The sequence below is a fragment of the Paenisporosarcina sp. NPDC076907 genome (assembly GCF_050269735.1).
Taxonomy (GTDB): Bacteria; Bacillota; Bacilli; order Bacillales_A; family Planococcaceae; genus Paenisporosarcina.
On record NZ_JBNNIX010000001.1, the window covers coordinates 1,313,195 to 1,337,993 of the forward strand.

The 24,799-nt window shown below is 39.8% G+C and carries 27 protein-coding genes; 19 read left to right on the top strand and 8 right to left on the bottom strand.

The features are described 5' to 3' along the window. Nucleotides 1-14 precede the first annotated feature (14 nt). The 4 genes from ACQKEV_RS06370 to ACQKEV_RS06385 form a co-directional block, all read right to left on the bottom strand. Complete coding sequence (locus ACQKEV_RS06370; protein WP_427444497.1) at nt 15-296, bottom strand: hypothetical protein; 282 nt, start codon at nt 294-296, stop codon at nt 15-17. Nucleotides 297-306: 10 nt separating this feature from the next. Then, nucleotides 307-696: an SHOCT-like domain-containing protein gene (locus ACQKEV_RS06375; RefSeq protein WP_427444499.1), complete on the bottom strand. Its 390-nt coding sequence runs from the start codon at nt 694-696 to the stop codon at nt 307-309. A gap of 14 nt (nt 697-710) precedes the next feature. Continuing rightward, a complete protein-coding gene (locus tag ACQKEV_RS06380) occupies nt 711-1,076 on the bottom strand; it encodes a DUF2089 domain-containing protein (RefSeq protein WP_427444500.1) in 366 nt (121 codons plus the stop codon). A gap of 364 nt (nt 1,077-1,440) precedes the next feature. Then, entirely contained in the window at nt 1,441-3,132 is a 1,692-nt protein-coding gene (locus ACQKEV_RS06385; protein ID WP_427444502.1) for an Rqc2 family fibronectin-binding protein, read from the bottom strand. Between the two features lie 113 nt (nt 3,133-3,245). On the opposite strand from ACQKEV_RS06385, the gene ACQKEV_RS06390 reads away from it, so the two are divergent. From ACQKEV_RS06390 to spoVM, 14 genes are all read left to right on the top strand, one after another. Next, on the top strand, nt 3,246-3,497 hold the full coding sequence (locus tag ACQKEV_RS06390) for a DUF370 domain-containing protein (RefSeq protein ID WP_427444505.1): 252 nt from the start codon (nt 3,246-3,248) through the stop codon (nt 3,495-3,497). 17 nt (nt 3,498-3,514) lie between these two features. Beyond that, nucleotides 3,515-4,135 (top strand): guanylate kinase, encoded by a 621-nt coding sequence (gene gmk / locus ACQKEV_RS06395; protein WP_269924715.1) that lies wholly within the window; start codon nt 3,515-3,517, stop codon nt 4,133-4,135. Beyond that, the gene (gene rpoZ, locus ACQKEV_RS06400) at nt 4,135-4,359 is read left to right on the top strand and encodes a DNA-directed RNA polymerase subunit omega (RefSeq protein WP_269924716.1); all 225 of its coding nucleotides are present in this window, start codon (nt 4,135-4,137) and stop codon (nt 4,357-4,359) included. Before gmk ends, rpoZ begins: the two co-directional genes overlap by 1 nt. A 78-nt stretch (nt 4,360-4,437) precedes the next feature. After that, nucleotides 4,438-5,652 (top strand): bifunctional phosphopantothenoylcysteine decarboxylase/phosphopantothenate--cysteine ligase CoaBC, encoded by a 1,215-nt coding sequence (gene coaBC, locus ACQKEV_RS06405; protein WP_427444507.1) that lies wholly within the window; start codon nt 4,438-4,440, stop codon nt 5,650-5,652. After that, nucleotides 5,642-8,056 (top strand): primosomal protein N', encoded by a 2,415-nt coding sequence (priA, locus tag ACQKEV_RS06410; protein ID WP_427444510.1) that lies wholly within the window; start codon nt 5,642-5,644, stop codon nt 8,054-8,056. The genes coaBC and priA overlap by 11 nt, the downstream gene beginning before the upstream one ends. A 24-nt stretch (nt 8,057-8,080) precedes the next feature. Continuing rightward, a complete protein-coding gene (def, locus tag ACQKEV_RS06415) occupies nt 8,081-8,572 on the top strand; it encodes a peptide deformylase (protein ID WP_427444513.1) in 492 nt (163 codons plus the stop codon). Continuing rightward, nucleotides 8,569-9,510, top strand: coding sequence for a methionyl-tRNA formyltransferase (gene fmt, locus ACQKEV_RS06420; RefSeq protein WP_427444515.1), 942 nt, complete (start codon nt 8,569-8,571; stop codon nt 9,508-9,510). The genes def and fmt overlap by 4 nt, the downstream gene beginning before the upstream one ends. Then, nucleotides 9,507-10,883 carry a 16S rRNA (cytosine(967)-C(5))-methyltransferase RsmB gene (rsmB, locus tag ACQKEV_RS06425; protein WP_427444517.1) on the top strand — a complete coding sequence of 459 codons (1,377 nt, stop codon included), beginning with the start codon at nt 9,507-9,509 and terminating at the stop codon, nt 10,881-10,883. The genes fmt and rsmB overlap by 4 nt, the downstream gene beginning before the upstream one ends. 158 nt (nt 10,884-11,041) lie before the next feature. Further along, nucleotides 11,042-11,791 carry a Stp1/IreP family PP2C-type Ser/Thr phosphatase gene (locus ACQKEV_RS06430; RefSeq protein WP_427444520.1) on the top strand — a complete coding sequence of 250 codons (750 nt, stop codon included), beginning with the start codon at nt 11,042-11,044 and terminating at the stop codon, nt 11,789-11,791. Between the two features lie 2 nt (nt 11,792-11,793). After that, nucleotides 11,794-13,746 carry a Stk1 family PASTA domain-containing Ser/Thr kinase gene (gene pknB / locus ACQKEV_RS06435; protein ID WP_427444522.1) on the top strand — a complete coding sequence of 651 codons (1,953 nt, stop codon included), beginning with the start codon at nt 11,794-11,796 and terminating at the stop codon, nt 13,744-13,746. An 11-nt stretch (nt 13,747-13,757) separates the two neighbouring features. Next, complete coding sequence (gene rsgA, locus ACQKEV_RS06440) at nt 13,758-14,639, top strand: ribosome small subunit-dependent GTPase A (protein ID WP_427444525.1); 882 nt, start codon at nt 13,758-13,760, stop codon at nt 14,637-14,639. A gap of 1 nt (nt 14,640) precedes the next feature. Continuing rightward, nucleotides 14,641-15,309: a ribulose-phosphate 3-epimerase gene (gene rpe, locus ACQKEV_RS06445; RefSeq protein ID WP_427444527.1), complete on the top strand. Its 669-nt coding sequence runs from the start codon at nt 14,641-14,643 to the stop codon at nt 15,307-15,309. After that, the gene (locus ACQKEV_RS06450) at nt 15,306-15,962 is read left to right on the top strand and encodes a thiamine diphosphokinase (RefSeq protein WP_427444528.1); all 657 of its coding nucleotides are present in this window, start codon (nt 15,306-15,308) and stop codon (nt 15,960-15,962) included. The genes rpe and ACQKEV_RS06450 overlap by 4 nt, the downstream gene beginning before the upstream one ends. 14 nt (nt 15,963-15,976) lie before the next feature. Next, a complete protein-coding gene (gene spoVM / locus ACQKEV_RS06455; protein WP_427444530.1) occupies nt 15,977-16,093 on the top strand; it encodes a stage V sporulation protein SpoVM in 117 nt (38 codons plus the stop codon). A 33-nt stretch (nt 16,094-16,126) separates the two neighbouring features. Here the strand turns inward: spoVM and rpmB are convergent, their stop codons facing one another. After that, a complete protein-coding gene (gene rpmB, locus ACQKEV_RS06460) occupies nt 16,127-16,315 on the bottom strand; it encodes a 50S ribosomal protein L28 (RefSeq protein ID WP_016427726.1) in 189 nt (62 codons plus the stop codon). A gap of 229 nt (nt 16,316-16,544) precedes the next feature. Here rpmB and ACQKEV_RS06465 point away from each other — a divergent pair, with 229 nt between their 5' ends. From ACQKEV_RS06465 to recG, 5 genes are all read left to right on the top strand, one after another. Further along, nucleotides 16,545-16,907, top strand: coding sequence for an Asp23/Gls24 family envelope stress response protein (locus tag ACQKEV_RS06465; protein ID WP_269924728.1), 363 nt, complete (start codon nt 16,545-16,547; stop codon nt 16,905-16,907). Nucleotides 16,908-16,923: 16 nt separating this feature from the next. Beyond that, the gene (locus ACQKEV_RS06470) at nt 16,924-18,591 is read left to right on the top strand and encodes a DAK2 domain-containing protein (protein ID WP_427444532.1); all 1,668 of its coding nucleotides are present in this window, start codon (nt 16,924-16,926) and stop codon (nt 18,589-18,591) included. A gap of 184 nt (nt 18,592-18,775) precedes the next feature. Continuing rightward, entirely contained in the window at nt 18,776-19,438 is a 663-nt protein-coding gene (gene sdaAB / locus ACQKEV_RS06475) for an L-serine ammonia-lyase, iron-sulfur-dependent subunit beta (protein WP_427444535.1), read from the top strand. 13 nt (nt 19,439-19,451) lie between these two features. Continuing rightward, complete coding sequence (gene sdaAA, locus ACQKEV_RS06480) at nt 19,452-20,348, top strand: L-serine ammonia-lyase, iron-sulfur-dependent, subunit alpha (RefSeq protein ID WP_427444537.1); 897 nt, start codon at nt 19,452-19,454, stop codon at nt 20,346-20,348. Beyond that, on the top strand, nt 20,341-22,389 hold the full coding sequence (gene recG / locus ACQKEV_RS06485) for an ATP-dependent DNA helicase RecG (RefSeq protein WP_427444539.1): 2,049 nt from the start codon (nt 20,341-20,343) through the stop codon (nt 22,387-22,389). The genes sdaAA and recG overlap by 8 nt, the downstream gene beginning before the upstream one ends. 321 nt (nt 22,390-22,710) lie before the next feature. Here recG and ACQKEV_RS06490 read toward each other — a convergent pair whose 3' ends face one another. The 3 genes from ACQKEV_RS06490 to ACQKEV_RS06500 all read right to left on the bottom strand — a co-directional run bounded on the left by ACQKEV_RS06490 (nt 22,711) and on the right by ACQKEV_RS06500 (nt 24,771). Then, a complete protein-coding gene (locus tag ACQKEV_RS06490; protein ID WP_427444541.1) occupies nt 22,711-22,902 on the bottom strand; it encodes a BshB3 potential contributor to bacillithiol synthesis in 192 nt (63 codons plus the stop codon). Between the two features lie 179 nt (nt 22,903-23,081). Continuing rightward, nucleotides 23,082-24,521, bottom strand: a complete 1,440-nt coding sequence (locus ACQKEV_RS06495) for a PLP-dependent aminotransferase family protein (protein WP_427444543.1) — start codon at nt 24,519-24,521, stop codon at nt 23,082-23,084. A gap of 49 nt (nt 24,522-24,570) precedes the next feature. Further along, entirely contained in the window at nt 24,571-24,771 is a 201-nt protein-coding gene (locus ACQKEV_RS06500; protein ID WP_427457768.1) for a hypothetical protein, read from the bottom strand. Between the last annotated feature and the right edge of the window lie 28 nt (nt 24,772-24,799).

The following is a 24,799-nucleotide window of genomic DNA, read 5'->3' on the forward strand; positions in this document are numbered from 1 at the left end:
CCGAATAAATTCAATTATAGCCTAACCTTAACCTCAGTACCGTCATTAGCTTTAACATCTACAAGCACAATCCCCTTATAATTTTTCAGTTCCTTGACGATAGGCTTTAGTGTTTTTTTGTCTATTAGTGGAAAGGTGAAATCCAGGTTTTTTCTTTCTAAGTGCTCTTTTGTCCATTTGTTTGAATTTTGCTGAAAAAATTTTGAAGACAAAATTGAAATAATAATGTTTAAAAAGGCATATGGAATTGGGATGGTAAACCGAACATCTTTTGCTTTCACTTTTACATACATCATTAGCAAATCACTAATCAATGATGACTGAAACGGTATCCCCGTTTGCCGATTTAATATCAACAATTTGTCCATCTAATTCGTTTTCGATTGCTTCAATAATAAGGCTTACATCTATATCTTTCATGTATTTTTCCGATTGAGGAATACTCGCTGCGATGCTGAGTCCAGCCATTAATACGACTTTGACAAGTTTTATGGGCAAATTAACCGTGACGATATCATTTTCGGCTGATACTACACGAATTTTTAATGTTTTATCTAAATATTTAGTTGGTTTTTCAAAAAGTTTATTACCTGTTTCTTCTTTCTCTTTTAATACTTGAATCAGTTCTGATCCCTTATCTGCATCAATCTTTCCTTCTTGAACCATTGTTAACACTCTTGTAATTTCCTCTTTCATCTGATAATTCCTCCCTATTCTTCTTTTAAGAGCTTAATGGCTTCTTCTGGTGTGATTTCGCCATTTTCTAACATGGTGACAATTTTTTTCTCGTCTACTTCATTTTTCTTCTTCTGCACATATCCAAGGGATGAAATGATGTCAGTTAGCTTACCTCGAACCGTAGGATACGAAATCCCCATTTCCTTTTCAACTTCTTTGATATTCCCTCTGCATGTTAAAAATACTTCCACAAAATGAAGCTGATCCATTGATAAGGATGCCAGTTTTGATAATTCAAACTCATTTTCAATCGTCGTGTGACAATTAGCGCACTGCAACTTTGTGATTTTCATTGTTTTAGTGCAGACAGGACAATTAGTAATTACTTTATAAGCCATAATGAAAATCCTTCCCTTCGTTAATTCTATTGTATTACATTTTATTATAAATATAAATAGAAAAATTAATTTTTTATTTAAAATATATTAATTATGTTAATTATACTTTTAATATAATCAATTCCACTGCGTATTTAATTTATCCTAATGATTGAAATTATAGACATTCCTCTTGGTGAAAATCTCCGGTTACAAAATGAGCATGATTACTTAGACTTTGAGATGGTTAGAAACATGAGTATTTCCACATTCACTAGTTCCAAATTGACATCCTTAACATATACTACAGAATGGTGTTTTTTGCGTTTATAAGTTATCAGAAAAAGCCATCCAACATTTAATTGTTGGATGGCTTTCGTGTATTTTATTTTCGAAGTTTCCTCACTAAATCTTCGCTCGGTGTTACAAATACCGTCTTCTGTTCAAAATAAATGACGAATCCAGGTTTTGAGCCATTCGGTTTTTTGACATGGCGTACTTCGGTATAATCCACCGGCACAGAAGAGGAGTCACGCGCTTTGCTGAAGTATGCTGCGAGACCTGCTGCTTCCAAAATGGACGTTTCATCCGGATTGGTGTCGTGAATCACAACATGGGATCCTGGAATATCTTTTGTGTGGAACCAAGTTTGCGACTTATTTGCGATTTTAAATGTTAAATAATCATTTTGCTTGTTATTTTTCCCTACAGAAATTGGCAATCCTGTAGAGGATACGAAATTTTCAGGTGTCGGTTTTACGACTTTCTTTTTCTTTTTCGAAATGCGCGCCTTCATCCAGCCTTGTTCGGCAAGTTCTTCGCGAATTTCTTCTATATCCTGTGGAGATGCTTGCAGCACTTGCTGTTGCAACATTTCAAGATAATCGATATCGTCTTTTGTTTTATCCATCTGCTGTTGCGTTTTCAATAAAGCGGTTTTTGCTTTGTTGTATCTCGTGTAAAAACTTTGTGCGTTTTCAACCGGTGTTTTTCGCGGACTTAATGGAATGGTGATGACTGCATTTTCTTCATCATAATAATTCACCACTTGTGCTTCAGTCATTCCTTTTTCAAGTGTATACAAATTAGCCATTAACAGTTCACCATGAAGTTGGAAGGTTTCCAGTTTTTCTGCGTTTGCTTTTTCTTTTGCGAGTTTCTTCATCTTTAATTTCAGCTTGTCGAGTTCATTTTGCAACCAACGTTCCAGATCGCCAGCTTGCTGTTTCACTCGATCGCGTTCAGCGCGTGCAAAATACACTTTATCTAGTAACAGACCAAGTGACTCGTAATGAATTGTTTCGCCGTCAATATGCGCAAGTTTATTACTTGAAAAGATCGCTTTATTGCCGTTTTCCACATACGTTCCTGTAGGCATAGATTGATTGAATTCATCCAGAAATGATCTGTACACTTCGAATTTGTCTTGATTGCTATCAGCTAGACGATAAGCGAGTTCTTTTGCTTGCAGTGGAGAAAATCCAGCTAGCTGAGAAAGAATGGCCTTAGAAACATCATCTGTTTCCAACAGAGCAATCAACGCCGCTGCATCCGCTTCATACGGGTTCACTTTATCTTGTTTTGGCGGTGCGATATGCGGCTGACCTGGCAAAATCGTTCTATAGCTGTTCACAGACGGTGATAGATGTTTTAAACTATCCAATATTAGATTTCGTACCGGATCAATCAATATGACATTACTGTGTCGGCCCATAATTTCAATATGGAGTTCTCGAACCATATCATCGCCGATTTCATTTTTACTTTCCACGCGCAATATGATCACGCGGTCCATTTCGAGCTGGGTAATAGATGAAATGAATCCGCCTTCTAAATGTTTTCGTAATAACATACAAAACATCGGTGGTTCAGAAGGGTTATCAATCGCTTCGTTCGTTATATGAATGCGTGAGTAGGAAGGGTGGATGGAAATAAGTAGGCGGCTGTTTTTCCCAGCCGCACGGATATGCAACACAATTTCTTGTGAGTTCGGTTGATGTATTTTCGAGATTCTCCCTGATACCAATTGTTGAAGTTCGTTTGTCATTGCTTTTGTAAATAAGCCATCAAATGCCATAAGTATTCCTCTTTCAAAACGTTTTGCTCTATCTTATCATTTTCCAAAGGAAATGTGATATAATTGGCTAAGTGTGTAACAAAGAAAGTTGAAGCTCTACAGGAGGAACGACTGTGCCAAATCTTAAGTTTATTAATATCGGAAACGGTAGTGTGGTAGCAGTTGAACGAATCATCTCCATCTTGCAGCCTGAATCAGCGCCGATTAAGCGTCTCATTCAAGAAGCAAGAGATAAAGGGTTTTTGATTGACGCAACTTATGGTAAAAAAACCCGCGCGATATTTGTTATGGATAGTGAACACGTGGTTTTATCCGCAGTCCATGCGGAAACCATGGTGACACGTGTGATAGAACAAGCCGAATAGATAAAAAGAGGGATTTAATGCGAAAAGAACGTGGATTATTAATCGTCCTTTCAGGGCCATCAGGTGTCGGAAAAGGTACTGTGCGAAAAGAATTGTTTTCACAGCCTGACACAAATTATGAGTATTCGATTTCAATGACGACAAGAAAGCCGCGTGAAGGCGAAGTCGATGGTGTCGATTATTTTTTTAAATCCCATGAGGATTTTGAACAACTAATCGGAGAAGGCCGTTTATTAGAATACGCTTCTTATGTTGGGAATTATTATGGAACTCCGTTAGACTATGTGAACGAGACATTAGATGCCGGCCGTGATGTGTTCTTGGAAATTGAAGTGCAAGGTGCATCGCAAGTTCGCGCTAAAGTACCAGATGGCTTGTTTATTTTCTTGGCACCACCAAGCCTGACGGAATTGCAACAACGTTTGGTAGGTCGTGGAACAGAAACAGAAGATGTGATTGCTTCACGAATTTTAGCAGCACGACAAGAACTTGAAATGATGAACTTGTATGATTATGTCGTCGAAAATGACGAAGTGCAATTGGCTTGCGATCGTGTAAATGCCATTGTTACTGCCGAACATTGCCGTCGGGAACGCGTTGAAAAAAGATACCTAGCTATGCTGGAAGGGGAATATTAATGTTATATCCATCAGTTGATTCATTAAAAAGTAAAATCGATTCAAAATACTCACTAGTGAGTTTGGCTTCAAAACGTGCTCGCCAATTACAAGAAGAGGGCGGAGAGCGACTTGACTCATATGTGTCTTTGAAATATGTAGGACGCGCATTGGAAGAAGTCGCATCAGGCGCATTAACAAAAGAAGTTCAAGACGAAGCAACGATCTACGAAGACGAAATTTAAAACCTATTATTACCCAAAAAACTCCCTTAGACAGTCAGATGCTTTGGGAGTTTGTTGTTTGAGAAAGGGAGATTGTTCATGCTAGCAAACAAAAAAATCTTATTGTGCGTAGCTGGTGGTATTGCTGTTTATAAAGCTGTTGCCCTTGTCAGTAAATTGTCACAAGCAGGAGCGGATGTCAAAGTCATCATGACCGATTCTGCCACAAAGTTTGTGCAGCCACTGAGCTTTCAGGTAATGTCACGAAACGATGTATATACTGATACATTTGACGAAAAAGATTCAAATGTCATCGCACATATCAACTTGGCTGATTGGGCAGATTTAATTATTGTAGCGCCTGCTACTGCGAACGTGATCGGCAAACTTGCCAATGGAATTGGTGATGATATGTTAACGACGACTCTTCTTGCGACAACCGCCAAGGTTTGGATTGCACCAGCTATGAATGTACATATGTACGACCACCCAGCAGTGAAGCGAAATATTGCCACATTGGCATTAGACGGTTATGAATTCATTGAACCGTCTGAAGGCTTCCTGGCATGTGGGTATGTAGGAAAAGGTAGATTGGAAGAACCGGAAAAAATCGTCTCATTGGTGGAAGCATTTTTTCAGCCGAAAGAATTGCCCTTAAAAGGCAAAAAAGTAGTGATTACTGCAGGTCCAACACGCGAGCGAATAGATCCAGTTCGATTTTTGACTAATTTCTCTTCAGGGAAAATGGGTTATGCGCTGGCGGAAGCAGCTAATAAACTTGGAGCAGAAACTATACTTGTTTCGGGTCCAGTTTCATTGCCAATTCCATCAGGGGTAACTGTTGAGAATGTGGAAAGCGCTGAGGAAATGTTGCAGGCTGTGTTACATCATTTTGATGATGCCGATATGGTTGTGAAGACAGCGGCGGTGGCAGATTACCGTCCTAAGTATGTCCATGAGCAAAAAATGAAGAAACAAGCAGGGGACGCTGCCCTTGAACTGGAACGTACGACTGATATCCTCATGACGCTTGGTCAAAAGAAGACACATCAACTTTTGATTGGTTTCGCTGCTGAAACAAATGATGTCGAGATGTATGCAAAAGGAAAACTCGCTAAAAAAAATGCAGACTATATTGTAGCTAATGATGTCACGAGAGAAGATAGCGGGTTTGGGACAGACACCAATACGGTTGTATTGATTGGTAAAGGGGATTTTGAACATCACTTTGACAATATGTCTAAAAAACAATTGGCAACTAAATTGTTCGAAACAATATTAGCTCATGAGGAAGATTTACAATATGTACGCTGAAGTCATTGTTGACGTAGCGGCTTATCCGATCGATCGACCTTTCGATTATCTGGTTCCAGAACCGTATCTTGAATTAATTGAAAACGGCAGTCGAGTGAAAGTTCCTTTTGGCAACCGTCAAGTCCTTGGATTTGTTACGGCATTGAAAAGTGAAACGGATGTCCCTACAGATAAACAGAAACCGATTGGTGAATTACTCGACATTGAACCGGTATTGACGCAGGAAATGCTCGAAATGACCAAGTGGCTGAAACGTCATACTTTGTGCTATGAGATAGATGCCCTGCAAGTCATGCTGCCTTCAGCTTTACGTGCCAAATATGAAAAGATACTGCGCATTGTTGATCATAATGTACAGCTTCCACAAAGTGTACAAGCAATGTTTCAGCAGAGAGACCATGTCGAGCTGAAAGTTGATGAATCTAAAGAATTGCTTGCCCTCATCAAAAAATTGGTTAAAGAAGATATCTTGTCGCTGGAAACTTCGATTAAACAAAAAACTGCTGTGAAAAAAGTAAGAATGATTCACATTGAGTCTGACCTTGAACGTTTAAAAATGGTCTATGACAGCATTACCAATCAAGCTAAGAAACAAAAAGATGTTGTGAAATGGATGATGGATCACCCAGGCGAACGGATTGTCTCGGCTGATTTATTGAAACAACTTAGTACGACAAATGCAGTCTTGCAAGCCGTAATTGAAAAAGGTGCGGCAACATTGCAAATGGAAGAAATTTATCGCGATCCGTATGCGGACAGAACGATCGATACATCGACTAAACTCGCTTTAACAAATGAACAACACCTCGCACTTAGTGAAATTATCCATTCGTATGATAAGCAGGAAGCTAAAACTTTTCTTCTTCATGGTATTACAGGAAGCGGGAAGACAGAAGTCTATTTGCAGGCGATCGAACGTGCTTTGATAGATGATAAAGAAGCTATTGTTCTAGTACCTGAAATTTCACTAACTCCTCAAATGACCAATCGCTTTAAGGAACGTTTCGGTTCCCTTGTAGCTGTCTTGCACAGCGGTTTATCTACAGGGGAGAAATACGATGAATGGCGAAAAATCAAGCGAGGAGAGGTCAAAGTTGTCGTGGGTGCACGATCAGCGATTTTTGCTCCATTTCAAAATGTCGGCATCATTATATTGGATGAAGAACATGAAGGAACATATAAGCAGGATGATTCACCTCGTTATCATGCGAGGGATGTGGCAATCTGGCGTAGTGAATATCACAACTGTCCAGTTATTCTTGGAAGTGCTACTCCTTCTCTTGAATCTTATGCACGTGCGAAAAAAGGGAATTATTCTTTGCTTACCCTGGCAAATAGACCAAAAGAACAAGCTTTGCCTGAAGTGTCTGTCGTCGATATGCGCGAGCAATTAAAAAACGGCAACCGATCCATGTTTTCATTGGAACTGGCGGAAGCAATCAATGTGAGACTGGACAAGCAGGAACAGATGGTGTTGTTCCTGAATCGACGCGGTCACTCATCTTTTGTCCTCTGTCGTGATTGTGGGACAGTAGTGGAATGTCCTAACTGCGATATTTCCATGACCTATCATCGCCATCAGGAAAAAATTAAATGTCATTATTGTGGTGAAGAGTCCCAAGTGCCTCATACTTGTCCTGAATGTAGCAGTGAGCATATACGATTCTTTGGAACTGGAACTCAAAAAGTGGAAGAAGAAATTGCCCGTCTGTTTCCAGCGGCAAGGGTCCTTCGAATGGATGTGGATACGACCCGAAAAAAAGGGTCACACGAACACATTCTCAAACTTTTTGGAGAAGGGAAAGCCGATATTTTACTCGGCACACAAATGATTGCCAAAGGCCTTGATTTCCCCAATATCACTTTAGTCGGTGTCTTATCAGCTGATACGACGCTACATTTGGCGGATTTCAGAGCTGCAGAAAAAACGTTTCAATTACTAACACAAGTTAGTGGTAGAGCAGGCAGGCATGATAAAGAAGGAGAAGTCATCGTACAAACATATACTCCTGAACACTATGCCATTCAATTTGCGCAACATCATGACTTTGTTCCTTTTTACAACCAGGAAATGATGAACCGGAAACAATTTTTATATCCACCATTCACGTATGTGGTGTTGATCCAAATCACGCATGAAGATGTATTGATGACCGCAGAATATGCACATAAAGCAGCAAACTGGCTTCGTGATAATTTGACGGACCAATCAGAAATTATCGGTCCGACGGCTTCATCGATCAGTCGTTTGCAAAATAGATATCGTTATCAATGTTTGATAAAATACAAAAAAGAACCGACGCTCCCGGAAATATTGCAGCAGTTAACGCGTATATACCGAACAGACTGGATTAAAAAAGGGATATTAATGTCCATAGACTTGAATCCTTCATCCATCATGTGAGCGGAAATGAAATGAGGAATAATCTTGACAATCCGAAAAATCGTATTACATCCAAATGAAATATTGAAGACTCCGACCAAAAAAGTGACGGAGTTCGATGAAAACCTTGCAACATTACTTGACGATATGTACGAAACGATGCTGGATTCAGATGGCATTGGCATAGCAGCTCCACAAGTGGGAGTTTCCCTGCGTGTTGCAATCGTTGACTTAGGAGAAGGGGAAGACACTATTGAAATGATCAACCCTGAGGTATTGGATACTGAAGGTGAAGCCATTGAAGTTGAAGGTTGCCTAAGTTTCCCAGAACTCTATGGAGAAGTTGAACGTCCTTATTTTGTGCAAATTAAAGCACAAGAACGCGATGGTACATGGTATGAACTTGAAGCGGAAGATTACGAAGCAAGAGCCATTTTGCATGAAATCGATCATTTAGATGGTGTGTTATTTGATTCGAAAATCCTTCGTGTTGTCGACCCATCCGAACTTGCAGCTGATGAGGAGGAATTGATTTGACCTCATTAGTGTTTATGGGAACTCCAGAATTCTCTGTTCCGATTCTAACGATGTTGCACGAAGAAGGGTATTCCATTTTAGCTGTTGTGACACAGCCTGACCGTCCAGTTGGCCGTAAGAAAGTGATGACTCCGACTCCAGTTAAAAAAGAAGCTTTACGCCTTGGATTGCCTGTCATTCAACCTGAAAAGCTTAAAGACTCACCACAATTGGAAGAAATTCTTTCATTAAAGCCGGACATTGTGGTAACAGCTGCGTTTGGACAGTTACTTCCTAAAGAGATACTTGATGCGCCAGAATATGGCTGTCTGAATGTACATGCCTCATTACTACCAGCTTATCGTGGTGGCGCACCGATTCACCAGGCTATTATTGATGGTCAGACCGAAACTGGCGTGACGATTATGTATATGGCTCAGAAACTGGATGCCGGTGATATTATTTCACAACAAGCGATACCTATTGAACAAACCGATACGACGGGAATCCTATTTGAAAAATTGAGTGTTGTTGGACGTGATTTATTAAAAGAGACATTACCAACCATTCTTAATGGATCAAATGCAAGAATTGTTCAGGATGAAAATCTCGTGACTTTTGCTCGCAATATTTCGAGAGAACAGGAACGAATTGATTGGAGTCAATCAGCTCAGGACATTTATAATCTTGTACGCGGTCTTAATCCTTGGCCGGTTGCCTATACCACTTTGAAGCAGGAAAACGTGAAAATATGGTGGGGTCAACCGAGTGAACAAAACTACTCACAACCGATAGGGACAGTTGTTGAATTGAAAGCCGATCGACTGCTAATACAAACAGGTGACAAACAAGCTTTTGAAATTACTGAATTACAACCAGCAGGAAAGAAAAAAATGTCTGCAGAAGAATTTCTACGAGGCACTGGTTCTAAATTACAGATTGGGGATCAGTTTGAATGAGCTCAAAAAGTTATAGAATGTGGAACGGAAATGTACGTGACGCCGCTTTATCGATTTTGATGGCAATTGAAAAAAATCAAGCGTATAGTAATTTGTTACTTCATCAAACGATCGAAAAATATGATATTGAACCAAAAGATCGTGGATTATTGACGGAAATTACTTATGGTACACTACAGCATAAAATGACGCTTGATTATTATCTACAACCGTTCATCAAGGGTAAACTGGATGATTGGGTTCGCCAGCTATTAAGACTGTCGCTTTACCAAATTCATTATTTGGATCGAATCCCAAATCATGCGGCTGTCAATGAAGCCGTTGAAATTGCGAAGAAACGTAGTCACAAAGGAACAGCCGGCTTAGTTAATGGTATTTTAAGAGGCATTTTACGCCAAGGAGTGCGTTCTACTGAAGATATTGCAGACCCCCTTGAGCGATTATCCATTGAAGCTAGTCACCCTTTATGGCTGATTGAGCGATGGGTGAAACAATTTGGTTTCGAACAAGCACAAACGATGGCTTTTGAAAACAATATTCCTCCAGCGCATACCGTACGAGTTAATACCACGCGTATTTCAGTGGAAGAGGCAATCGACATGTTATTAGATGAAGGAATTGTGGCACACCAAAGCGAAGTGATACCTGAATGCTTGCACATTGAAAAAGGGCAAGTTGCCAAAACGAAAGCTTATCAATACGGTGCTGTTTCAATTCAAGACGAAAGTTCCATGATACCAACTTACGCACTTCAGATTGAACCTGGTCAAAGAGTTCTCGATATGTGTGCGGCTCCAGGCGGAAAATCCATGCATATTGCTGAAAAATTGAACAATCAAGGATCTCTAGTATCTGTGGATTTGCACCCACATAAAGTGAAACTTATTGCCGATCAGGCAACCCGTTTAGGTTTTAATAACGTTGAGACTCGTACTTGGGATAGCCGTGAACTGACCAATGAATATGATGAGCAATCGTTTGATCGTATTTTAGTGGATGCTCCGTGCAGTGGTTTAGGGGTCATTCGTCGAAAACCAGATATTAAATATACAAAGAAACAAGAAGATTTTGCTTCATTGCATAATATTCAGATTCGTTTGCTAGACGAAGCATACAAGTTAATCAAACCCAATGGACTGATCGTCTACAGTACATGTACGATTGACGAAGTTGAAAATAACGGAACGGTTCAAGCCTTTCTTGCCAATCACACAGATATGATGCTGGATGAACTGGATAATGTCCTTCCAGAAGCCTATCATCACCTGACAAGCAATGGCATGATTCATATCTTCCCGCAGGACTTCAACAGCGATGGTTTCTTTGTAGCCGCTTTTCGGAAAAAAGAGTTCCCTTCAAATGAAGGAAAATAAAGAAGTAAAGTAACGCATACCAACATATTTTTATAGTATGAATCGTATGCCGCTACGGATTTTCAGCTAGAAACCGTCGTGAACACGGCTCTGATATTGATGCGACTTGCAGACTCCTTCTTGCGAAGAAGCGTCAACAAGAAACGGAGTGACCATTGATGAAGTACACGGTATTAAGTGATATTGGTAAAAAAAGATCGGTAAATGAGGATCGCGCGGCTGTTTTCGTGCGATCGGATTTTGTCCGTTTAGCCGTCATTGCTGATGGCATGGGCGGACACAACGCTGGCGATATCGCAAGTGAGATGGCTATCACAAAAATCGGTGAATGTTTTGAAAGCGCTGCCTCGGAACAATTTTCATCGGAAGAATCCATTAAAGAATGGTTTTTACTAGCGGTAAAGAAGCTCAATAGCAGTATTTTTGATTATTCATTGAGACACGAGGATTGCCAAGGAATGGGTACTACGTTCTTGGCCGTTGTTTTAACGGAAGCCCTGAAAGTTCTTTGTCATATCGGTGATAGTCGCGCCTATGAATGGCATGAGGGGAAAATGAAACAATTAACTAGAGATCATTCTTTCGTTAATGTGTTAGTTGAAAGTGGAGAAATTAGTGAAGAAGAAGCAGAAAGTCATCCAAGAAAAAATTTGATTACAAAATCATTAGGAACGCAAAAAAACATCGAACCGGACTTTATTTCAATTCAAATCCCTACATATTCTTACTTATTATTGTGTTCTGATGGATTAAGTAACAAATTATCAATGGATGAAATGACAACCATATTAAACACTAGCCTTTCTGTTGGTGAAAAAGGCTCCCGTTTAGTGAATCTTGCCAACGAAAAAGGTGGAGAAGATAACATCTCTCTCGTTTTAATTACAAATACGAAAGAGGAGGTGTAGACATGCTCTTAGGCAAAAGAATCAGCGGACGGTATAAAGTTCTCGAAATGATTGGTGGAGGGGGCATGTCCAATGTATACCTCGCACACGACATGATTCTCGATCGTGATGTAGCCATTAAAGTTTTGAGATACGACTTCTCCAATGAAGATGATTTGCATCGAAGATTTCAGCGTGAAGCACTTTCAGCTACCAGTTTGACTCACCCGAACATTGTTAATATTTTCGATGTAGGTGAAGATGGGGACTTGCATTATCTGGTCATGGAGTTTGTGGAAGGGAAAACCTTGAAGCAATACATTACCGATTCAGCACCTTTGTCACCAAGTGAAGCGGTAGAAATCATGAAGCAATTAACGTCTGCAATTGCACATGCTCATCAAAATCAAATTATTCATCGTGATATTAAACCACAAAATATTTTGATGGATGGAACGCATCATGTGAAAATCACGGACTTTGGAATTGCGATGGCATTAAGTGCAACTTCATTCACACAAACCAATTCCGTATTGGGAACCGTTCACTATTTATCTCCTGAACAAGCTCGGGGGGGAACAGCGACAAAGAAATCGGATATTTATGCGCTTGGAATTGTGCTGTATGAATTGCTTACCGGCAAGCTTCCATTTTCAGGAGAATCTGCCGTTTCAATCGCATTGAAACATTTACAGACGGACACACCATCTGTTCGTGCAACTGTACCTACCATCCCGCAAAGTCTAGAAAATGTGGTCATGAAAGCGACAGCAAAAGATCCTCGAAATCGTTACCAAACGGTGGAAGAAATGCAACGCGACTTGCAGAATGTCTTATCTGAAGAACGTGCAAACGAAAAAGCTTTTGCCATTCCTCTGGATGATGATGGAGCAACAAAAGCAATGCCAGTGATCAAGGATGCAAGTTACGATTCTTTATCAATGACAAAAACGCTTGTAAAAGAACCGACATTGGCGCCTCCAGTCGAGGAAGAAAAAAAGAAAAAGAAAAAATGGCCATGGATTGTGGGCATTCTGTCGTTATTATTGCTTGTAGGTTTGGTCATCGTCATTGTATTTCCAGGAATTTTCGGCCCAGAAAAACTGGAAGTACCGGACGTAGCTAACTTGCCTTTAAGTGAAGCGATCGATAAGGTCGAAGAAGTAGGATTCATTGCAGGGAATGAGACAGAGGAATCATCGGAGGAAGTTGAGGAAGGCCAAGTCATCAGGACAATTCCACAAGCTGGGAAAATTCGGGACGAAGCAACTGAAATTGAATTCATTATTTCAAGTGGAAAAGAGTCGGTTACACTTGCTGATTATGTTGGGCGTGATATTAAAGATGTGAAAGAATTGCTGGCTTCTCAAAACTTCAAGTCAATTAAAGAGGATGAAGAATTCTCTGATATGCCAGTAGGTCGCATTATCTCTCAAAGACCATCTGAGTACTCGGAAGTTATTCCTGACGAGACTGACCTAGTTTTCGTAGTCAGCAAAGGACCTGAGTTGCAAAGCGTGATTGATTTAACTGGGCAATACAATGAAAAAACGTTAAATGACTATGCTAAATCCTCAGGGTTTAATATTGAAATCATTAAAGATGAATATTCTGAAGAAGTACCGGAAGGATTCGTCATTTCTCAAGATCCAGTTGCCGGTACGAAACTTGAACCAGGTAGTTCGATTAATATTGTGTTATCAAAAGGACCTGCTGCCAAACAAATAAAAACGTATGTGACCTCAGTAGAAATCCCATACGAACCGGATGTTCCGGGTGCTGAACAAATTGTGCGTATTTACTTGCAAGATCAAACACACTCACTCGCAGAACCAGTTAAAGAATTTGTGCTGACTGAAACTAAAATGCAGCCAATTCAATTGAAAATTGAAGAAGGACAAAAAGGAGCATATCGAATCATGGTCGACTCGAAAGTTATCTTTGATGAAATCATCGAGTACGACAGCTTCGAATAGGGAGGAATACAATGCCAAAAGGTCAAATACGAAAAGCACTTAGTGGATTTTACTATGTTCAGGACGGAGAAAAATTTATACAATGCCGTGGACGTGGGGTTTTCAGAAATCGTGGAGTGAATCCGTTAGTTGGGGATTTTGTCGATTATGAAGTAGAAAGTGGCTCGGACGGCACCATAACAGTGGTGCATGAACGTAAAAACGCACTCGTCCGTCCACCTATTGCAAATATTGACCAAGCTTTGCTCGTGTTTTCCCTGACTGAACCCGATTTTAATCCATTATTACTGGATCGCTTTCTTGTTGTCGTGGAGTCATTTAATGTAGAGCCGATTATATGTTTGACGAAAACAGATTTACTTACTGAAGAAGAGATGAGTAAAATTCAGCCTTATTTGGATGATTATCGTGCAATAGGATATGAAATGCTTGAAACCTACAAGGATGATACTGATTTGGTGGAAAATATCTCACCGATTCTGAAGGGCAAAATCAGCGTATTGGCAGGTCAATCAGGTGTAGGGAAGTCTACTCTGCTAAATACGGTGCTGCCATCATTGAATTTAAAGACCGGCATTATTTCTGAAGCGCTTGGACGTGGGAAACATACGACTCGCCACGTAGAGCTTGTAGAAGTATGCGAAGGGTTGCTTGCGGATACTCCGGGATTCAGTTCATTTGATTTTGATGAGATTAATAAAGAGCAGTTATCCGAATGTTTTCCTGAGTTCCGTAAGGCATCAGAAAGCTGTAAATTCAGAGGGTGCTTACACATCAGTGAACCGAAGTGTGCAGTACTTGCTGCGCTCGAAACCGGAGAAATCAAAGACTATCGGTACAAACATTACGTTAAGTTTTTAGATGAAATAAACGAGCGAAAGCCGAGGTATTAACATGATTAAAATTGCTCCATCAATCCTAGCTGCTAATTTTTCCAAATTGGCTGAAGAAGTAAAAGAAGTCGAAAAAGCTGGTGCAGAATTAATTCATATTGATGTAATGGACGGGCATTTCGTCCCTAACATCACGATGGGACCAATTGTTGTCGAAGCTTTAAGACCTGTTACCGACTTGCCATTGGATGTTCATTTAATGATTAAAAATCCAGATTTATATATTGAGTCATTCGCAAAAGCTGGTGCAGATTACATTACTGTACATGTTGAAGCGTGTCCGCATCTTCATCGCACCATTCAATTGATTCGCTCGTTTGGCGTTAAACCTGGTGTTGTTTTAAATCCACATACACCAATTGAAACGATTCAACACGTATTAGAAGACATCGATATGGTATTGTTCATGACAGTAAATCCTGGATTCGGCGGTCAAAAGTTCATTCATTCCGTAGTGCCTAAAGTGCAACAGCTTTCTACGATTATTAAAGAAAAAGGTCTGAATATTGAAATTGAAATTGATGGTGGTATCAATGCTGAAACCATTATTCCTTGTGCAGAAGCGGGTGCAACAATTTTTGTAGCGGGTTCAGCTATATATAGTCGAACAGATCGCACTGCGGCATTGCAGGAAATTAAAGAAGCAGGCGAACGAGCGATTCGTGGATGAAAACTGCAGTAATTTGTGCGGGTGGCCCTCTTGATGAATTAGCCGAATTTGAGCCATTCAGAGGTTCAGAAAATGTCATTTTTATCGGGGCTGACAAAGGTGCGATTTATTTACTCAATGAAAGAATACAACCAAACGTGGCTGTAGGTGACTTTGATTCATTGACACCGGATGAACTTTCACAGTTAAAAGAACATGTGGAATCAGTGAAAGTTGCCCCTGCTGAAAAGAATGAAACAGATACGGATTTAGCTATCGCGGAAGCTTTACACTTTAATCCTGATCATATTTTAGTGACAGGTGTGACAGGTGGCCGCTTAGATCACTTTATGGCTGTTCTCAATAGTGTTTATCGTTTTCAAAAGAACAATCCTTCCATACAATTTACAATACGTAACAAATGGAATGAAATGAAGCTGTTGACTCCTGGTATTACACCTTTAATAAAGGATCGACAGTTTCCATTTGTGTCTTTTTTTGCTTTTCAAGGAAGTGTGGAGCACGTGACGTTGACTGGCATGAAATATAATGTTTGCGATGAATTGATTGAAATGGGCAATTCCCGCTTTACAAGTAATGAAGTATTGGACGAACACGGGTCTATCTCCTTTGCATCTGGCATATGTTTATTAATACGTAGCTCAGATCAATAAGAAGGAGTGAAAGCATGCGTGTTTATACTTTTAGATTACCGAGATTTGTAAGTGGGTTTGTGAGAATGTGTTTAGGTTGGGTGCACACTGAGGGTAAACCGAAGAAGAGGAACGAAAAAATGCCAGACTGACTTATGTCAGTCTGGCATTACTTATGGGCACGATTAAACGCGCTCAACTTTTCCTGATTTCAATGCTCTCGCAGAAACCCATACACGTTTTGGTTTACCGTCTACAAGAATACGAACTTTTTGTAGGTTAGCTCCCCAAGTACGTTTTGTTGAGTTCATTGCGTGAGAACGAGCGTTACCAGCACGAGCTTTGCGCCCTGAAATTACACATACTTTTGGCATACTATTTCCTCCTCAAAAAAGAAGCTGAAAGATTTTTTTCAGTTCGATATTTCACATACTTTAATAATTTAACACATAGTAATTTTCTTTGCAACAAGTTTTCACCCCCCTTTCAAGAAAAAAGCCTTTACAGAGGAATGCAGGAGATTGTTAACGTTTTCTTTTATTAAAGGACATTGTGTAGTACAATAATGGGTAGTCAAAAAGGACTTATAAGGAGGTATACTCTATGTCAATTGAGTTAAAAAACGAATTCGGACAAATTGATATTTCAAATGATGTCGTTGCACAAATTGCAGGTGGAGCAGCAATTGAATGTTATGGAATTGTTGGTATGGCGTCCAAACATCAAATTCGAGATGGTTTAACAGATATTTTACGTAAAGAAAATTTTGCTAAAGGTGTACTAGTGCGCCAAAATGGCGAAGATCTTCACATAGATATGTACATCATCATTAGCTACGGCACAAAAGTGTCAGAAGTGGCTTATCAAGTTCAATCAAAAGTTAAATACACCTTAAATAAGACATTAGGACTTGCAGTGAAATCAGTAAATATTTACGTTCAAGGAGTTCGTGTTACGAACCCATAAGAGGAGGAAGTAGGATATGAAGTCTTTAGACGGAATTCAATTTGCAGAAATGGTGAAAATGGGTGCTCATCATCTATTTCAAAATGCAGATTATGTGGATGCGCTAAATGTCTTTCCTGTTCCCGATGGTGACACGGGAACGAACATGAACTTATCAATGTCTTCTGGAGCAAAAGAAACAGAAGCACATGCAGTTAATCATATTGGAAAAACAGCACAAGCACTTTCAAAAGGATTATTAATGGGAGCTCGTGGTAACTCGGGCGTTATTTTATCTCAACTTTTCCGTGGATTCGGAAAAGATGTTGAAACAAAATCATCCTTGACAGCAAAAGAGTTTGCCCATGCATTCCAACATGGTGTGGATATGGCTTACAAAGCAGTTATGAAGCCAGTTGAAGGAACGATTTTGACTGTAGCAAAAGATTCAGCCAAAAAAGCGGTAGAAGTGGCCGAGCATGAAGACAATATTATTGTAGTGATGGAAGAGTTGCTCAAAGAAGCAAAAGCTTCTTTAGCGCGTACGCCTGATTTACTACCTGTTTTAAAAGAAGTTGGTGTAGTCGATTCAGGTGGACAAGGCCTTGTGTATGTTTATGAAGGATTCATCGCTTCCATGAAAGGCGAGAAATTACCTGAAAAAACATCTGCCTATTCAATGGATGATCTTGTAAGTGCGGAACATCATAAAAATGTTCAGGGCTTCATGGATACTTCGGATATTGAATTTGGTTATTGTACGGAATTCATGGTGAAATTCATACCAGAAAAAGTAGCTGAAAATCCGTTCAATGAAAATGACTTCCGTGAAGGCTTGAGTCAGTTTGGTGATTCATTGCTTGTAATTTCGGATGACGAAATTGCAAAAGTACATATTCACTCGGAGCAACCAGGTAACTGTTTAAGTTATGGACAAAAATACGGCGATCTTATCAAAATCAAGATTGAAAACATGCGTCAACAGCATGCTGAAATTGTTGGGGATGATTACAAGAAAGATCAGCCAATCTCTACTCCAACTAAAAAACATCCTTATGCAGTAGTTACCGTCGCGATGGGCGCAGGGATTTCAGAGCTACTTAAAAGTGTAGGAGCAAGTGCAGTCATTGAAGGTGGACAAACAATGAACCCTTCTACAGAAGATATCGTTAAAGCGATTGAAGCTGTTGGTGCTGAGCGAGTTCTTATTTTACCGAACAACAAAAATATCATTATGGCGGCTGAGCAAGCTGCAGAAGTAATGGGCATTGAAGCGGCAGTCGTACCAACTAAATCAGTTCCTCAAGGAATGGCTGCGTTATTAGCATTCAATCCAGAAGCTTCTGTTGAAGCCAACAAAGCGGCTATGACTGAAGCGTATGCGCACGTCAAAACTGGTCAAGTAACGTTTGCGGTTCGTGATACTTCCATCGATGGTGTTGAAATCCAAAAGGATGATTTCATGGCAATTTCCGAAGGGAAGATCATTCTTGCCACACCTTCACTTGAAGAAGTTTCGCAAACACTGCTCAACGACATGGTTGATGAAGATGCAGAAATCATTACAATCATTTACGGAGAAGATGTTACAGAAGTCGATGCCAACGAGTTGGCTGCATTCGTAGAGGAGAAATTCTCGCATGCTGATGTCGAAGTATATAATGGGAAACAACCGTTGTATCCATACATCATTTCAGTAGAATAATACAGAAAAGCAGTGAATCAATTCGGTTCACTGCTTTTTTATAGGATCTCACTTTTATGTTTCGAAGCTAGCGTAGCGTAAAACGGCTTTCCACATAAATGTAAGCGGATTCTATTACTTTTGTTTAATGTGGTCTAATATTGTAAACTGTAGGTAGAAATTCGAAACAAAGGGGTTTAGTAAAATGAAGTTTAAATCAGTCTTTGATATTATCGGACCGGTTATGATCGGTCCTTCATCTTCACATACAGCAGGGGCTGCAAGAATTGGTCTTGTAACTCGAGAGTTATTTGGCAGACAGCCGAAATGGGCTAAAATCTATTTATATGGATCATTTGCTGAAACGTACAGAGGACATGGTACTGACATTGCCATCATTGGAGGACTACTTGGTTTCGATACGTTTGATGAACGCATTAAAACCTCGTTCGACCTTGCACACGATATCGGGATGACGTTTGAATTTATTCCTGAAAATGGCCATACAGAACATCCGAATACAGCAAGACTTGTTATTGGCGATGAATCAGGTGAAATGGAACTCATCGGTATATCCATTGGTGGCGGGAAAATTGAAATCAGTGAACTAAATGGTTTCCCGCTTCGATTATCTGGAAATCATTCTGCGATCTTGGTTGTACATGATGATAAACCGGGAAGTATTGCTAAAGTAGCTAGTTGTTTAGCAGAACAAAATATTAATATTGGCCATATGGAAGTTTCCCGAAAAGAACAAGGTCAAATGGCATTGATGGTCATTGAAGTGGATGAGCCAATTGAAGATCATGTGTTACTGCAAATCTCTCAGTTGCCATATATCACACAAGTAACGAAAATCGCAGATTAAAGGAGTAATAGATATGAACGTCTTATTTCGTAATGTAAGAGAATTGGTCGAATTGGCGACTAGTGAAAATAAATTGATTTCTGAGTTGATGATTGAACAAGAGATGTTAATAACACGTAGAAGCCGTGAAGAGATCATGAATCAAATGGATCGAAACTTAACGGTTATGGAAGAAGCTGTGGAAAAAGGATTGAAAGGTGTTCAATCCACTTCAGGTTTAACTGGAGGAGATGCAGTGCTTCTTCAAAATTACATGAAAAAGGGCAATACATTGTCTGGTACACTTTTGATTGATGCAGTAAGTAAAGCTGTAGCGACGAACGAAGTGAATGCCGCAATGGGTACGATTTGCGCAACACCGACGGCAGGATCAGCCGGCGTAGTTCCTGGAACATTATTTGCTGTTCAAAATCAATTGAATCCAACACGTGAAGAGATGATTCGTTACTTGTTCACTTCTGGAGCTTTTGGATTCGTGGTAGCTAACAATGCATCCATTTCAGGAGCTGCTGGAGGATGTCAGGCAGAAGTAGGATCAGCAGCGGCGATGGCAGCAGCAGCTATTGTCGAGATGGCTGGAGGTACTCCACAGCAATCCTCGGAAGCTTTTGCGATAACAATGAAGAATATGCTAGGTCTAGTCTGTGATCCTGTTGCTGGATTAGTAGAAGTTCCATGTGTTAAACGAAATGCGATGGGAGCTGCAAACGCTTTGGTTGCAGCAGATATGGCTCTTGCAGGAGTGACTAGCCGTATTCCATGTGATGAAGTAATCGATGCCATGTTTAAGATTGGTCAAACAATGCCAACTGCATTAAAAGAAACTGCGCAGGGCGGTTTAGCTGCGACACCGACAGGAAGAGCACTAGCTGAAAAAATCTTCGGTGCTGAATTTGTAAAAGGTGTCTGATAGAACGCTTCAGTCCGTCAGTAGTTTAAAAGGCGTTGGTGGAGAAACTGAAAAATCACTGAATGACATGGGCATTGTTACTTTGCAGGATTTGGTCATGACATTTCCATATCGTCATGAAGATTTCCGTTTAAAAAACATAGCGGAAACACCACATAACGAAAGAATTACAGTAGAGGGAAGGGTCGAAAGTGAACCTTCCGTTCTTTTTTTAGGGAAAAACAAATCTCGTCTGCAAATCCGACTTCTCGTAGGGCCACATTTAATTAAAGTAGTCTTTTTTAATCAGGCATACTTAAAAAATAAAATAGCAAGTGGTCAAATTATTACGGTAACGGGTAAATGGGATCGAGGTCGTCAAGCGATCAGTGTGTCGAATTTTTCGCCTGGACCTAAGACGGACAATGTGGATTTTGAGCCAATATATAGTCTCAAAGGCTCTCTACATCAAAAAACCTTCCGTAAATTTATGCATCAGGCATTGCAAGAAGTAACAAACGATTTAGAAGAATGTCTTCCACATCACCTAAGAGAAACGTATAAATTATTGCCAGTGCATGAAGCGCTTGAAGGGATTCACTTCCCAAAATCCGCGGAACATGTCAAACAGGCACGCAGACGGTTTGTCTACGAAGAGTTATTGTTGTTCCAATTAAAAATGCAAGCGATAAAAAAAGTGCGTAAAGAACAAAATAAAGGCATATCCATTGCGTACGATGTTCAGAAATTAAAAGACTTAATCGTTGCATTACCTTATGAACTAACCAATGCTCAAAAGCGAGTGGTCAATGAAATTTGTAAAGATTTAAAAGAGCCACACCGTATGAACCGTTTGCTTCAAGGGGATGTTGGTTCAGGTAAAACGGTCGTTGCAGCCATTGGTTTATATGCTGTGATTACTGCGGGTTACCAGGGGGCCATGATGGCACCGACGGAAATTCTGGCGGAGCAACATGCCGCATCCCTGCATGATTGGCTATCACCACTCGGAATTCGCATGGCACTATTAACAGGTTCCACCAAAACAAAAGCACGCAGGATTTTACTGGAGCAACTTCAAAATGGAGAGATTGACTTACTAATTGGCACACACGCACTTATTCAGCCGGACGTAGAATTTAATAAACTTGGTCTCGTGATCACTGATGAACAACATCGTTTTGGAGTCGAACAACGCCGGGTGTTGAGGGATAAAGGAATAAACCCAGATGTATTATTCATGACTGCTACCCCGATTCCACGAACTTTGGCCATCACTGCTTTTGGTGAAATGGACGTATCCATTATTGATGAAATGCCAGCCGGTCGAAAAGAGATTGAAACGCATTGGGTGAAAAAAGAGATGTTTGAACAAATCATCAAACGTATGGTGATTGAACTTCAAGCTGGCAGACAAGCCTATGTTATCTGTCCACTCATTGAAGAATCAGATAAGTTAGATGTGCAGAATGCCGTGGAAGTGTACGAACAATTATCATCCATTTTCAATCAGAAATATAAGGTCGGTCTGATGCACGGCCGACTGCATTCAAGTGAAAAAGATGAAGTCATGCGGGCATTCAGTGAAGGGGAAGTTCAAGTTCTCGTTTCCACCACGGTAGTGGAAGTTGGTGTGAATGTGCCAAATGCGACGTTTATGGTTATTTATGATGCAGAACGTTTTGGGTTGGCGCAACTCCACCAGCTAAGGGGACGTGTAGGACGTGGCTCGGAGCAATCCTATTGTATTTTGTTGGCCGATCCGAAATCCGAAGAAGGCAAAGAGCGCATGACTTCGATGACAGAAACCAATGATGGATTCAAGCTAGCAGAAAAAGATCTGGAACTTCGAGGAGCAGGTGACTTTTTCGGAAGAAAACAAAGTGGAATGCCTGAGTTTAAAATGGCCGATCTGGTCCATGACTATCGTGCACTCGAAACAGCCAGACAAGATGCGGAAAAATTTATTTCTTCTGATGAATTTTGGACAATTGAAGAGACGAAGTGTTTGCGCACTTACTTGGAACAGTCCGGCGCAATGGATGGGGAACGAATTGATTAAATAGCTCTGTTTAATGGCATAGTTTTTATCGTTACAATTGCTCTTGCAGTACGTTCGGAATGAGACCCCAAGTATGAAAAACACATAATTGAAGTCTCATTCTTCGAAAGTGCTGCTCCTGCGGTTATTCGTCGCAAAAAAAGACCTACTCCTGCGGTTACTCGTCGCATGTTTAAATCTGGATATTTCATTTTTCGTAAAATAACCTTGAAAGTTAAAAAATTATTCGATTATTACCTTGGTGACTCAAGGGAATTACATAGTTCAAGAAAAATCGCACAAGAGCATTTTCCTGTGCGATTTCACATGTCCATATGTTATTTAATTTAAAAACCAAAAAATCAACTCTACAACGATTATTACTGGAATTAATGCGCTATACATCAATCCAAGCCAATTCATACTTTTTTCACTGCTATAAACAGCGTCACTTTCTTTTGTCACTAATAGTGTACTTACTAGAGCAATTATTAAAATGATGGAAACGGTAATTAATAAAATAAGAATGTTCATATATCCTCCTCGACGCCATCGTTATTGTAAATGTTCGTTAGAATTTATCCTTGTATGTTTTTTCATACTGCACTATCAAATATTATTATAAAAGGATTCATAAAATTTATGACCATCCAATTTGCTATTATTTATACCATCCACTTTCGTGCTTAATAATTCATTTTTTTTTAAAAAAATTACTCTTGAACCGAAAGTAAGGCTTCTGCAAATCGTTTTATTCCTTCATGTATATTTCCTTCATTTTCCCTAGCGAATGTAAAACGGACGTATCCCTTTTCTGAACCCATTGTTGTTCCAGGAACAAATATAACTCCTCTTTTTATGGATTCTTCCAGCAGTTTCATTTCATTGAATTCTTTATTCAGCTTACACCAGATATGAATACCTCCTTCGGGAGCATGAAAATGGACTTGATTTCCAAGAAAAAATTCAAGGCTTTTGGCTATTTGATCTCTTCTCTTTTTCAACTGCATATTCAACCTTTTTATATGTGCAGGAAAGTCTTCTGATTCAAGGAAATCATTTGCAATCCATTGAGTGAAGCTCGAATGCCCAAAATCAATCTGCTGCTTTGCATCTGTCAATCGTTCAATCACCGCTTTTGGACCTATGATCCACCCAATCCTCAATCCGGAAGCCACGATTTTTGATAATGAACTTATATACAGGACATTCCCATGAGTGTCCATCGACTTTAAAGTGCTGACTTCATCACCCTTAAAGGATGTTAAACTGTATGGATCATCTTCCACAATTGGAATTCCGTACTTAGATGAAATGTCCAAAACAGCTTTTCTTCTACTCTGGGATAGAAATGTTCCAGTTGGATTTTGGAAAGCAGGATTCAAGAAAATCATCCTGATTTTATGCTTTTTGTATAAGGATACTAAGTCATCCGGATTAATGCCTTCTTTGTCCATGGACAAAGAATAGGTCCTGATGCCTGCAGATTTGAATATAGGAAGGCTGTAAGAATACGATGGATTTTCTATAGCTACTGCATCACCCGGCTTTAACAGGCATTGGATGACTAAATGCAAAGCCTGCTGCGCACCCGAGGTAATAAGAATTGAGGACGGATCAGCTCCCTCCATTTTCCTTTCCTGATACACGTGTTTTGCAATTGTCTTTCTTAATATCTCATTACCTTGAGGGTGATCATAGCCTAAGCTTCCGAAGAATGACCTGTTTGATGCAATGCTTCTCAGTGAGGCCTGTGGGAAGAGATTTTCCGACAATTCTCCACTAGCTAAATTAATTAATTTATGATCAGTCACTTCTTTACGGATTTTTTGGGTTACGGCTAAATTGGGTAATATAGAGCCAGCCTCAATATATCGATTCCAACTCGGAATCCGTTTCTTCGTAATCCCCCAAATATCTTTATTTATTGTGGTACCGCTGCCTCTTTTTCTTTGGATTAGGCCATTAGATTCCAATTCGTCATATGCAGACACAACTGTACTCCGGTTAAGGTTATATTCCTTAGCCAAGAATCTTTCCGAAGGAAGTGGTTCATCATGCGGAAAAGTACCATCTGCAATTCCTACTTCGATGAATTCTGCGAGCTGTTTATAAATCGCTTTCTTAATATTTCTATCAGGCATCCATTTCATTTTTCACATTCCCCTTGAGTACGTTTATCCATAAAGTATATTGTGTGTTTCATGTCACGGTCTTTTTACGATTTCTTCTGCTTGTTTCTATTATGGCACCAATACCACCTGGAGAAAAATTAAACGCTAAAAACCCATATGGCCATTTGAAGTATTCTTTGACATCTAATTTTCTTAATTGGCTCGGTAAAAAATGCTCTCCATTGAAAAATGACTCTTTTGATACTTCTTTTGAAGAATGAACTTTCATACAAACCTTGCATTCTTTTTGTGGTATT

Excerpts from the sequence above, each read along its gene's own strand:
- ACQKEV_RS06370 (WP_427444497.1), bottom strand. The coding sequence starts at position 296 with ATGATGTATGTAAAAGTGAAAGCAAAAGATGTTCGGTTTACCATCCCA.
- ACQKEV_RS06375 (WP_427444499.1), bottom strand. The coding sequence starts at position 696 with ATGAAAGAGGAAATTACAAGAGTGTTAACAATGGTTCAAGAAGGAAAG.
- ACQKEV_RS06380 (WP_427444500.1), bottom strand. The coding sequence starts at position 1,076 with ATGGCTTATAAAGTAATTACTAATTGTCCTGTCTGCACTAAAACAATG.
- ACQKEV_RS06385 (WP_427444502.1), bottom strand. The coding sequence starts at position 3,132 with ATGGCATTTGATGGCTTATTTACAAAAGCAATGACAAACGAACTTCAA.
- gmk (WP_269924715.1), top strand. The coding sequence starts at position 3,515 with ATGCGAAAAGAACGTGGATTATTAATCGTCCTTTCAGGGCCATCAGGT.
- rpoZ (WP_269924716.1), top strand. The coding sequence starts at position 4,135 with ATGTTATATCCATCAGTTGATTCATTAAAAAGTAAAATCGATTCAAAA.
- coaBC (WP_427444507.1), top strand. The coding sequence starts at position 4,438 with ATGCTAGCAAACAAAAAAATCTTATTGTGCGTAGCTGGTGGTATTGCT.
- priA (WP_427444510.1), top strand. The coding sequence starts at position 5,642 with ATGTACGCTGAAGTCATTGTTGACGTAGCGGCTTATCCGATCGATCGA.
- rsmB (WP_427444517.1), top strand. The coding sequence starts at position 9,507 with ATGAGCTCAAAAAGTTATAGAATGTGGAACGGAAATGTACGTGACGCC.
- ACQKEV_RS06430 (WP_427444520.1), top strand. The coding sequence starts at position 11,042 with ATGAAGTACACGGTATTAAGTGATATTGGTAAAAAAAGATCGGTAAAT.
- pknB (WP_427444522.1), top strand. The coding sequence starts at position 11,794 with ATGCTCTTAGGCAAAAGAATCAGCGGACGGTATAAAGTTCTCGAAATG.
- rsgA (WP_427444525.1), top strand. The coding sequence starts at position 13,758 with ATGCCAAAAGGTCAAATACGAAAAGCACTTAGTGGATTTTACTATGTT.
- rpe (WP_427444527.1), top strand. The coding sequence starts at position 14,641 with ATGATTAAAATTGCTCCATCAATCCTAGCTGCTAATTTTTCCAAATTG.
- ACQKEV_RS06450 (WP_427444528.1), top strand. The coding sequence starts at position 15,306 with ATGAAAACTGCAGTAATTTGTGCGGGTGGCCCTCTTGATGAATTAGCC.
- spoVM (WP_427444530.1), top strand. The coding sequence starts at position 15,977 with ATGCGTGTTTATACTTTTAGATTACCGAGATTTGTAAGTGGGTTTGTG.
- rpmB (WP_016427726.1), bottom strand. The coding sequence starts at position 16,315 with ATGCCAAAAGTATGTGTAATTTCAGGGCGCAAAGCTCGTGCTGGTAAC.
- ACQKEV_RS06465 (WP_269924728.1), top strand. The coding sequence starts at position 16,545 with ATGTCAATTGAGTTAAAAAACGAATTCGGACAAATTGATATTTCAAAT.
- ACQKEV_RS06470 (WP_427444532.1), top strand. The coding sequence starts at position 16,924 with ATGAAGTCTTTAGACGGAATTCAATTTGCAGAAATGGTGAAAATGGGT.
- sdaAB (WP_427444535.1), top strand. The coding sequence starts at position 18,776 with ATGAAGTTTAAATCAGTCTTTGATATTATCGGACCGGTTATGATCGGT.
- sdaAA (WP_427444537.1), top strand. The coding sequence starts at position 19,452 with ATGAACGTCTTATTTCGTAATGTAAGAGAATTGGTCGAATTGGCGACT.
- ACQKEV_RS06490 (WP_427444541.1), bottom strand. The coding sequence starts at position 22,902 with ATGAACATTCTTATTTTATTAATTACCGTTTCCATCATTTTAATAATT.
- ACQKEV_RS06495 (WP_427444543.1), bottom strand. The coding sequence starts at position 24,521 with ATGAAATGGATGCCTGATAGAAATATTAAGAAAGCGATTTATAAACAG.
- ACQKEV_RS06500 (WP_427457768.1), bottom strand. The coding sequence starts at position 24,771 with ATGAAAGTTCATTCTTCAAAAGAAGTATCAAAAGAGTCATTTTTCAAT.